The organism is Roseospira visakhapatnamensis (assembly GCF_014197915.1).
Lineage (GTDB): Bacteria > Pseudomonadota > Alphaproteobacteria > Rhodospirillales > Rhodospirillaceae > Rhodospira > Rhodospira visakhapatnamensis.
In genome coordinates this window covers 140,474-150,658 of sequence record NZ_JACIGK010000012.1, presented here as the reverse complement: position 1 = coordinate 150,658, position 10,185 = coordinate 140,474, and the positions used below count along the sequence as shown (strand labels likewise).

Sequence of the window (10,185 nt, the reverse complement as noted above, 5' to 3'; positions counted from 1 at the left end):
CACTGGCCGAAAGCCCCTCTTCCAACAGCGCCACGAAGCGCCCTCGCAAATCACGCGAATAGGGTTTTCCCATGCGGACCGACCTCCTAACGGTCGGTCCGTTGAATCATAAAATCGAGTCCGTGGGAATCCCTGGCGACTCAACCCGACCCCAGAGCACTCTAGAAGCGGATGCTGCCGCCGATGCTGACGATGTTGATGTCGTTCTCGTAGGTGCCGCGCAAATTGCCCTGGCTGGTGGTTTCGTTGATCGTGGAGTCGTTGACGAAGATGTGGGTGAAGCCGACGTCCAGTTCCAGCCAGTCGGCGACCTGATAGGACGCGCCGGTGGCCAGCCAGTAGCGGTCCTCCCCGGGGATGCGGGCGGTGCGATGCTTGTCGGGAACCGGCGACATGTCGTAGGCCACGCCGGCGCGGAACGTCCAGTGCTCGTTGGGCCGGTAGATGCCGCCGACCGAGGCGAACACGGTATCGTGCCAGTCCTCGACGGTGAGGGAATCGGCGCCCACGTCGGCGTCCACCTTCAATTCCTCGAACAGCGACCAGTTGGTCCAGGCCACGTCGGCGACCGCCGCCCACTGATCGTTGAACTCGTGATAGACGCCCACGCTGGCGATGTCCGGCGTCGTCAGGTCCGCCGAGGCATCGCTGTTCACCAATCCCCCGGCGGCGGCCAGCACCGGGTGGACGTCGACGTAACTGCTGGTGCCGTCGAAGGTGTGATGCACCCGGGAGCGATAGTTGACACCGATCCGGGTCCGCTCGTTGAACTCCCAGAGAGCCCCCAGGGCGAAGCCGAAGCCCAGGTCGTCGCCGGACACCTTGCCCTGGCCGTCGTAGGGCAGCAGGCCCAGGTTGTTGATGGCCGAGGTCAGGGTGACGGTGGCGTACTGAAACACCGGTCCGCCACCGACGGACAGGTTGTCGGTGACACGATAAGCCACCGTGGGCGTGACACTGGTGATGTGCAGGTGTGATTCCAGGGCCTGATAGCGGCCGACCCAGTCGAGGGGATACTCGGTGCTGAGACCGAAGGGGACGTTGACGGCCAGACCCAACTTGAGGTCATCACTCAGGCTGATCACCCCGTAGGTCGCGGGCACGAACGCATCCTTGGCCGCGTCGCCGCCCGACGATCCGCCGACGGGCGTGCCGAAGGCGGTGCTGGCGCTGCCCGAGAAGCGCGAGGACGGGCTGATGTAGGACATGGTCATGGACGCATGATTGCCGCTCAGGCGGGTCATGCCGGCCGGATTCCAGAAGGCCGTGCTGGGATCATAGGCCTTCGCGGTGGCGCCGGCGAAGGCGTTGCCCAGGCCCTCGGCACTTTGCTCCTTGAGCTGGAACCCCGAGGCGCCGGCCGGCGTCGCCTGAAGCGCGAGGCCCGTCATGACGCCCGTCGCCAGCGCCACGGTCAACAATCCCGAGGCCCGGACGCGGTTCTCGTTTCCCCACATGCTCATACCAACGTTTCCCCCATATTGTGGGGGCCGGCCCAATCCTTTGCGGCTGTGGCACGACCCCGGTTCGTTGAGCAAACCGTCACAGTCATGCCATATTCCGTGGGGTGATCAAGCATCCCAGTACCGTTTTGCCGCCGGGATATCGCTTTCCTTGCATTCTGTGGCCGGACGGCCACCTTTCGGACCCCTTTTGTAAGATTCCGTTCACATGACACAACGCCAGCGGGTCAGGCGCTCGCCGCCATCACCGGTTCACCGGCGTGGGCCGGGACCCCCAGCGCCTCCAGCAGGCGGCGCAACTCCTGGCGCGCGGCGATGTGCGACATGGACAAGGTGATGTCCGTGCCCTTCTCGCGCAGATCCAGCAGCGTCAGGCCCTTGAGATACATCTCTCGATAGATCACCCGCTCGCATAGCCCCTCGATCAGCTGAAAGCCAATGCGCCGCGACAGGTCGCGCAAAAGCTGCTCCATGTCGCGTTTGTTGCGGGCGTCCAGCTGCGACAGGCGGTTGCGCAGCACCACCCAGTGGATGGTGCCGCCGTCGCGCAGGCCACGCCGCTTCTTGATGTCCCAGACCATCTCGCTGTAATGGCTGGGGCGCTGGATTCGCATGGTGTCCGGATCCACCTTGGCCAGCACATCCAGGTCTATGAAGCTGTCGTTGAGGGGCGTGACCAGGATGTCGGCCCAGGCGTGACCGGCCCGCGACAGGTAGTTGTCGGCGCCGGGCGTGTCTATCAGGATCAGGTCGCATTCGCTCAGCAGCGCGCCGACGGCATCGTCCAGACGGTTGATGTCGCCCTGCTCCGACCCTGAAAGCTGGATCGCCTGGTGAGTCGGCAAGGGCAGCGGGACGTTGGTCCGCCGCACGTAGGCCTCGCGGTTGCTGACATAGGTGGACAAGGTCCCCTGCCGGGCATCCAGATCGATGCTGCCCACCGAGAAGCCGGCCCGCAGGAAGCCGATCAGCAGGTGCATGGCGACGGTGGACTTGCCGGAGCCGCCCTTCTCGTTACCGACCACCACCACCCGGGCCGGCCGGGGGCCGTGGCGGGCCGCATCGACCATCGCCGCCATGATCAAGCAAGCTCCAGGGCGGCGGCGTCCGCGCCGGCGGGAACCTCCGCGTCCCCGACGGCGACCGGCCGCAGCCACACCGCCGTGTCGTGGAACACCGCCCCGCCGTTGGGCGGGCCGGGATCGGCGCCCACCAGGGCATTGATGCCGACCCCCTCCGGGAAGGCGCCGGCGGACCACAGGCTTTCCACCACCACGGTGCCCGGCGCCAGCCCCGGGATCAGGCGCGCACGCAGGGTCACGATCCCGCGCCGGTTGCCCAGCCGCGCCGGCGCGCCGTCCGTCAGGCCCACGCGCGCGGCGTCGTCCGGATGGACGAGCACCGTGGGCCGGCGTTCCATGGCCCGGCTGGTGGGGGTCTCGTTGAAGCTGCTGTTGAGGAAGTGCCGCGCCGGAGCCGTCACCAGGCGGAAGGGATGGTCGGCGTCCACCGCCTCGATGGTTTCCAGGTGATCGGGCAAATCGGGCATCACCGCCGCCTGGGCGCCGTGCCAGGCGCCATGGAAGCGGAAACGCCCGTCGGCATGCCCGAAGCCCTTGCGGAAGTGATGCGCGTCAAAGCCGGCGGCGCAGTCGTGGCCGCCGCCGTCCCGGATCTCCCGGGCCGGGGGAAGACCGGACAGGCGCAGGGTCTCGTCCACCAGTTCCCGGGCGCTCATGTCGTTGGCCACATGCGCCGGTGCCTCCAACCGCGCCATCAGGGCGCGCAGCACATCATGATTGCAGCGCGCCTCGGCCAGGGGCTCGATGACCTGAAGGCCGACCTGAAGAACCGTATGCGCCCCGGCCTTGTAGAGGTCGTCGTGCTCCAGGAAGGTGGTCGCCGGCAGCACCACGTCGGCCATGCGGGCGGTCTCGGTCAGGATCTGGTCGTGCACGCAGACGAACAGGTCCTCGCGGGCAAAGCCCCGGGCGACCCGGGTGCTGTCCGGGGCCGTCACCATGGGGTTGGTGTTCTGGATCAGCATCGCCGTCACCGGCGGGCCGCCGGCCAGGGCATCGGGCTCGTCACCGGTCAGGATGGCGCCGATGCGCGACATGTCCAGCCAGCGCTGGGTGCCGTCGCGGTGTTCGGCGGCGGTGATAAGGCTGGTGTCCAGGGGGAACAGGCCGGACATGCTCCACAGCGCCCCGCCGCCCCGGTGCGCCCAGGCGCCGCTGACCGCCGGCAGGCTGGTGACGGCATGCATGGCCGCCGCGCCGTTGCGCGAGCGCGTGAAGCCGTAGCCGATGCGCAGATAGGCCCGCCGGGTCCCGCCATACAGGCGGGCGAAGGTCTCGATCTCGTCCACCGACAGGCCGGTGATGCGCGCCGCCCAGGCCGGTGTGCGGTCCCTCAGGTGCGCCTCCAGGCCCTCGGGATCGTCGGCGCTGGCCGCCAGATAGGCGCGGTCGGCCAGCCCGTCGCGGAACAGCACATGCATGACGGCGCAGGCCAGCGCGGCATCGGTGCCCGGGCGGAGCATCAGGTGCAGGTCGGCCTTCTCGGCCGTCGCATTGCGGTAGGGGTCCACCACCACCAGCTTGGCGCCCCGCGCCTTGCGGGCCCGGGCCACCCAGCCCATCGTCTGCACCTGGGTGTGCACGGCGTTCAGGCCCCACAGGACGACGACATCGCTGTCGACCATCTCGCGCGGGTCGACACCCCACTTGTGGGCGCCCATGCCGGCGGCCCAGCCGGCATTGCCCAGGCTGGTGCAGAAGGTATCGTGTTGCAGCGAGGTTCCCAGCAGGGCGCGGAACCGCTGGATGCCGTCGCGCTGCACCAGGCCCATGGTGCCGGCGTAATTATAGGGCCACAGCGTCTGCGGGCCGTGCCGGCGACGCGCGGCCGCGAAGGCCTCGGCCACTCGGTCCAGGGCCTCGTCCCAGCCGATGCGCTTGAAGCGGCCGGAGCCCTTGGGACCATCGCGCAACAGCGGCGTCGTCAGGCGGTCCGGGTTGTGCACCCGCTCGGCATAGCGCGCCACCTTGGCGCAGATGACGCCGTCGATGTAGGGGTTCCAGCGGCCCCCGTGCACCCGGCCGACACGATCCGGCGCCAAGCGCTCCACGTCCAGGGCGCAGGCGCTGGGGCAGTCGTGTGGACAGGTGGACCGGACGATCTCGACTGCCATGGTGGGATATCCTTGTTGCCGCGCGCCACGCGCCCGGTCGCCGGCGCACGACCGGCGATCACGGACCGCGACTCGTCCCCTGAGCCCCCCGCAAGGGACACGACAGGTCCAATACATTGTAGCGGAGTCGGCATCGGGCCACAAGCTGTGGCACCGACTCCGGCAACCTTACCTCGGGGCGGTCCGATTTCGCAACACAGGGCGCGCCCCGCGCGGGCGGCGGTCCCCCGATCCGGCGAACGCCCCCCCGAGGTGGCCCGCCCCCCCCGGTGGCCGATGGGTGACGCCCCCGGCCTTTTTGTACCCCTTGGTCCGCGATGGGTTGCTGGACGACCCTCTTTTCCCTACCGTTATGTCCGCCCGGGGGCGGTTGGCACCGGGCGTGGGAGGATGTGCGGGCGCCACGCCGCGACCGGCCCTTCCGTGAGGGCCAACCCGGGAAAGGGCGCCCATGCGGGTCCTGATCTATAGCCACGACAGCTTCGGCCTGGGCCACCTTCGGCGCTGCCGGCGCATCGCCCACGCCCTGGTGGGCGCGCGCAAGAACCTGACCGTCCTGATCATCTCCGGCTCGCCGATCATCGGCAGCTTCGACTTTCGCGCCCGCGTGGACTTCGTGCGCGTGCCCGGGGTGGTGAAGCTGCGCAACGGCCGCTACACGCCGCTCAACCTGCTGATCGACATCGAACAGACCCTGACGCTGCGGGCCTCCATCATCCAGCACACGGCGGTGGCCTTCGATCCCGACGTGTTCATCGTCGACAAGGAACCGCTTGGCCTCGGCGGCGAGGTCGAACCGACGCTGGAACGCCTGAAGGCCCAGGGCTGCCGGCTGGTGCTGGGGTTGCGCGAGGTGATGGACTCGCCCGGGCGACTCCAGGCGGAATGGGACCGCAAGGGGGTCATGCCGGCCCTGCAGCGCCTGTATGACGAGATCTGGGTGTATGGGCCGGCGGGATTCCACGATCCCCTGGCCGGCATGACGGTGCCGGCGGCGGTGCGCGACAAGGTCGTGTACACCGGCTTCCAGCGGACCGCCACCCCCTCGGCCCGGGTGGGGCAGGCCGAGCCGCCGGTGACCGAGCCCTATGTGCTGGTCACGCCCGGGGGCGGCGGCGACGGCGCCGACCTGGTCGACTGGGTGCTGTCGGCCTACGAGACCGACACCAGCATTCCCATGGCCCCGGTGTTCCTGCTGGGACCGTTCATGGACAGCCGGCTTCGCGAGGGCTTCCAGGCCCGCGTGCAGGCGCTGGGCCGGGGCGCGGCGCTGGAGTTCGAGGCGGTGCCGGAAACCCTGATCGAGGGCGCGCGCGGCATGGTCTGCATGGGTGGGTACAACACCTTTTGCGAGATCTTGTCCTTCGACAAGCCGGCGCTGCTGGTGCCGCGCACCGAACCCCGTGAGGAGCAGCTGGTGCGCGCCCGCCGGGCCGCCGCCCTGGGCCTGGTGGACCTGCGCATTCCCGAGGAAGACCGCTCCCCCGCGGCCATGGCCCAGGCCCTGCGTGGCCTGGCGTGGCGTCGGCTGCCGTCCGACTCCCTGCCCTCCGGCTGGCTGGATGGCCTGGACGTGCTGTGCCGCCGCGTGGTGGGCGAGCCGGACAGCGACATGGACCTGGACGTGACGATGGACGGGGGCCGTGCCGACCCGATGATGCCCCTGGCGGCCCACGCCGCCGCCGCCGGAGGGGGCGCGATGCCCCGGCCCCTGAGGCGGGACCCATGAGGGACGGACCCGTCCCGGCCCCCGTGGCGGTGGTCCTGAAGGGGTACCCGCGCCTGTCGGAGACCTTCATCGCGCGCGAGCTGCTGGGCCTGGAGGAGCGTGGCCTGTCGCTGCGCCTCTTTTCCCTGCGGCAGCCTTATGACGCCAAGACCCACCCGGTGCACGCGCGCATCTCGGCGCCGGTCACCTACCTGCCCGAGTACCTGCACCGGGAGCCGCTGCGGGTGCTGCGCGCCTGGGCCCGGGCGCGGCGGCTGCCGGGCTACCGGGCCGCGCGGGCGATCTGGCTGCGGGACCTGTGGCGCGACCGCACCCGCAACCGGCTGCGCCGCTGGGGCCAGGCGCTGGTGCTGGCCGCCGAGATGCCGGCGGACGTGGCCTGGATCTACGTGCATTTCCTGCACACCCCGGGCTCCGTGGGGCGCTATGCCGCCCGCCTGACGGGGCGGCCGTTCTCCCTGTCGGCGCATGCCCGCGACATCTGGACCAGTCCGGCCTGGGAGAAGGCGGAGAAGCTGGCCGACGCCCGCTGGACGGTCACCTGTACCGAGGCCGCCGCCCGCCACCTGGACGGGCTGGCGCCGGGCCGGGTGACGCTGCTCTACCATGGTCTCGACCTGGACACGTTCCCGCCCCCGCCGGCCCCCGTCGACGATGACCGCGACGGCACCGATCCCACCCGGCCGGTGCGCCTGCTGGCGGTGGGCCGGGCGGTCCCCAAGAAAGGGTTCGACCGGCTGCTGCGGGCGCTGGCGGCGCTGCCGGACGATGTCCGGTGGACCCTCACCCATATCGGCGGCGGCGCCGAGGCCCGGGCATTGAAAGCCCTGGCGGAGTCGCTGGGGCTCGCCGACCGGATCACCTGGCATGGCGCCCAGGCGCAGACGGCGGTGATCGAGGCCTATCGCGCGGCCGACCTGTTTGTGCTGCCCTGCATCGTGGCCGGGGACGGCGATCGCGACGGCCTGCCCAACGTGCTGATGGAGGCCCAGAGCCAGGGCCTGGCCTGCCTGTCCACCGACCTCTCCGGCATCCCCGAACTGATCGTGGACGGCGAGACCGGGGTGCTGGTGCCCCCCGACGACGTCCCGGCCCTGACGGCCGCGCTCGCCGGCCTGATCGCCGACCCGGCGACGCGCCGGCGCCTGGGCGCGGCCGGTCAGGCGCGGGTGCGGACGAGGTTCGACAACCGCGCCGAACTGACCCGGCTGGCGGGGCTGTTCCACCGCGACCTCGCCGGCGTCGGCGGCGCCGGATGAGCACCGGCGGACGGGACCGGCCCCGGGTCGCCTTCTACGCCCCCATGAAGCCGCCCGACCATCCCGTGCCCTCGGGGGACCGGCAGATCGCGCGCGGGTTCATGGCGGCGCTGGACCGCGCCGGCTTCCATGTGGATCTGGCCTGCCGCTTCCGCGCCTGGGAGGGCCGGGGCGATATCGCGCGCCAACGGCGCCTGGACCGGGCCGGGCGGTGGCTGGCGGATCGCCTGGCCGACCGGATGGCGGCGCGGCCCGAGGTCGAGCGGCCGCGTCTGTGGTTCACCTATCACCTCTATCACAAGGCGCCGGACTGGCTGGGGCCGGCGGTGGCCACGCGCCTGGGCATCCCCTATGTCGTGGCCGAGGCCAGCCGTGCCCTGAAGCAGGCCAATGGCCCCTGGGCGCGGGGCTTCGCCGCCGCCGACACCGCGCTCCGCCGGGCGGATCGTGTGTTCGCCCTGACCGCCCGGGGCGCCCGGGGGCTGGTCCCGGTGCTGGGGGAGTCCGGCGCCGGGCGGCTGGAGCGGCTGGCGCCGTTCCTCGCCGACCCCGCCCTCGGCGATCCCGCGCCGGTGGACCGCGCCACCGCCCGCGCGCGCTGGGCGGCCGCCCTGGACCTGGACCCGGCGGCGCCTTGGCTGGTGAGCGTGGCCATGATGCGGCCGGGCGACAAGCTGGCGTCCTATCGTCTGCTGGGCGAGGCCCTGCGCCGGGTGGCGGGGCGGTCCTGGACGCTGATCGTGGCCGGCGACGGTCCCGCGCGGGCCGAGGTCGCGGCCGCCCTGGCCGGCCTGCCGGTGGCCTGGGCCGGAGCCCTGGCGCCGGATGCGCTCCGCCGCCTGTACGGGGCCGGCGACCTGTTCGTCTGGCCCGGCCTGCGCGAGGGCTATGGCATGGTCTACCTGGAGGCCCAGGCGTGCGGCCTGCCGGTGGTGGCCTGCGACAGCGGCGGTGTGGCCGACGTGGTGGCCGACGGGATCGGCGGCCGCCTGGTGCCCGAGGGTGACGCGGACGCCCTTGCCGGAGCCGTGGCGGCGCTGCTGAACGACGCGGCGGCGCGCGCCGCCCTGAGCGAGGGAGGCCGCGCCCGCGTGCGCGCGTGCCATGGCCTGGACGCGGCGGCGGATACGCTCGGCCGGACGCTGCGCGGGCTGGCATCCTCGACAAACACGAACAAGCCCATGCCCCTGATGATCCACGGATCCCGTTCAAAAGTTCACGACGGTGATCTAGCATGACCCGGACGCGTCCCAGGGACGCCGGCACTTTCGAAGGAGAGACGGACTGGTGATCGCGCGGTTCCTCTCGGACTCGCCCTGGGCCACCCCCCTCCCCCCGGGCGCGGTGCTGCTGTGGGTGCAGCATGTGATGGGCGTCGGTCACCTGAACCGGGCCATGACCCTGGCGCGCGGACTGGCGGCGGCCGGACGGCCGGTGGTCCTGGTCACGGGCGGCCGGCCGGTGCCGCACCTGACCCGTGTCCCGCCGACCCTGCCGATCCGGGTGGAACACCTGCCGCCGCTGGCCGCCGCCGACCTGTCGTTTTCCGGCTTGGTGGACAAGACGGGCGCGCCGGTCACCGAGGCCCTGTGGGCGGACCGGCGGGCGCGCCTGGCGGCCCTGGCCATGGACGTCCGCCCGGCGCTGGTGGTGGTGGAGATGTTTCCGTTCGGCCGGCGCCGGTTCGAGGCCGAGATCCGCACCCTGCTCAACGCCGCGCGGGCGGCGCGGCCGGAGGCGCGGGTCGTGTGCTCGGTGCGCGACATCCTGGTGCGCAAGAGCCATCCCGAGAAACACCACCGCATGCTGGCCACCGCCAATGACCTGTTCGATCTGATCCTGGTGCACGGCGATCCGGCGGTATCGCCCTTCTCGGCCACCTTCCCGCTGGCCGACCGGCTGCGGCCGCCGGTGATGCACACCGGCTATGTGGTCGACGACCCCGGGTCCGCCGATCCCGGGGGTGACGGCGAGGACCAGATTCTCATTTCAGCCGGCGGCGGCGCCATGGGCCAGGCGCTGATGGAGGCGGCCATTCACGCCCGCCCGCTGTGCGATCCGGATCGTGGCGGCGCCTGGCCGTGGCGGATGCTGGTGGGCGCCAACCTGGACGAGGGCGTCCGCAGTGGCCTGGCGACCCAGGCGCCCCCGGGCGTGGTGGTCGAACCGGCGCGGCCGGACTTCCGCGCCTTGCTGGAGCGGGCGCGGCTGTCGGTCTCCCAGGCCGGCTACAACACCGTGGCCGAGACGCTGATGGCCCGCGTGCCCGCCGTGCTGGTGCCCTGGGGCGAGGGCGACGAGTCGGAACAGCGCGACCGCGCGGCGGCCGTCGCCCGCCTGGGCCGGGCCCAGGTGCTGGACGCGACCGCCCTCACGCCGGCGACGCTGGCCAGGGCCATCGATACCGCCCTGACGGCGTTGCCGGCGCACCTGCCATCGTCTCCGGTGGCGCTGCGGGGAGTGGCCCGCTCGGTCGACATTCTGCTAGGCTCGTCGCGGGCGCGCCTCCCGCCGGGCGGGAGATGAAGCCCACGGGGG

7 protein-coding genes are annotated in these 10,185 nt (G+C 71.6%); 4 read left to right on the top strand and 3 right to left on the bottom strand.

Annotated features, from left to right (window positions below):
* Positions 1 to 161: 161 nt before the first annotated feature.
* The 3 genes from GGD89_RS09815 to GGD89_RS09805 form a co-directional block, all read right to left on the bottom strand.
* Positions 162 to 1,463, bottom strand: coding sequence for an OmpP1/FadL family transporter (locus GGD89_RS09815; protein ID WP_246423010.1), 1,302 nt, complete (start codon positions 1,461 to 1,463; stop codon positions 162 to 164).
* A 227-nt stretch (positions 1,464 to 1,690) separates the two neighbouring features.
* The gene (locus GGD89_RS09810; protein ID WP_281396697.1) at positions 1,691 to 2,542 is read right to left on the bottom strand and encodes a division plane positioning ATPase MipZ; all 852 of its coding nucleotides are present in this window, start codon (positions 2,540 to 2,542) and stop codon (positions 1,691 to 1,693) included.
* A 2-nt stretch (positions 2,543 to 2,544) separates the two neighbouring features.
* Positions 2,545 to 4,659 carry a molybdopterin oxidoreductase family protein gene (locus tag GGD89_RS09805; protein ID WP_184044615.1) on the bottom strand — a complete coding sequence of 705 codons (2,115 nt, stop codon included), beginning with the start codon at positions 4,657 to 4,659 and terminating at the stop codon, positions 2,545 to 2,547.
* Between the two features lie 451 nt (positions 4,660 to 5,110).
* Here GGD89_RS09805 and GGD89_RS09800 point away from each other — a divergent pair, with 451 nt between their 5' ends.
* Genes GGD89_RS09800 through GGD89_RS20530 form a run of 4 tightly spaced genes read left to right on the top strand, consistent with a single transcriptional unit; the run spans position 5,111 to position 10,173 of the window.
* Positions 5,111 to 6,388 carry a glycosyltransferase family protein gene (locus GGD89_RS09800; protein ID WP_184044613.1) on the top strand — a complete coding sequence of 426 codons (1,278 nt, stop codon included), beginning with the start codon at positions 5,111 to 5,113 and terminating at the stop codon, positions 6,386 to 6,388.
* Complete coding sequence (locus GGD89_RS09795; protein ID WP_184044611.1) at positions 6,385 to 7,647, top strand: glycosyltransferase; 1,263 nt, start codon at positions 6,385 to 6,387, stop codon at positions 7,645 to 7,647. The genes GGD89_RS09800 and GGD89_RS09795 overlap by 4 nt, the downstream gene beginning before the upstream one ends.
* A complete protein-coding gene (locus tag GGD89_RS09790) occupies positions 7,644 to 8,885 on the top strand; it encodes a glycosyltransferase family 4 protein (protein ID WP_184044609.1) in 1,242 nt (413 codons plus the stop codon). Before GGD89_RS09795 ends, GGD89_RS09790 begins: the two co-directional genes overlap by 4 nt.
* Positions 8,886 to 8,934: 49 nt before the next feature.
* Entirely contained in the window at positions 8,935 to 10,173 is a 1,239-nt protein-coding gene (locus GGD89_RS20530; RefSeq protein WP_184044607.1) for a glycosyltransferase, read from the top strand.
* The last annotated feature ends 12 nt before the right edge of the window (positions 10,174 to 10,185 follow it).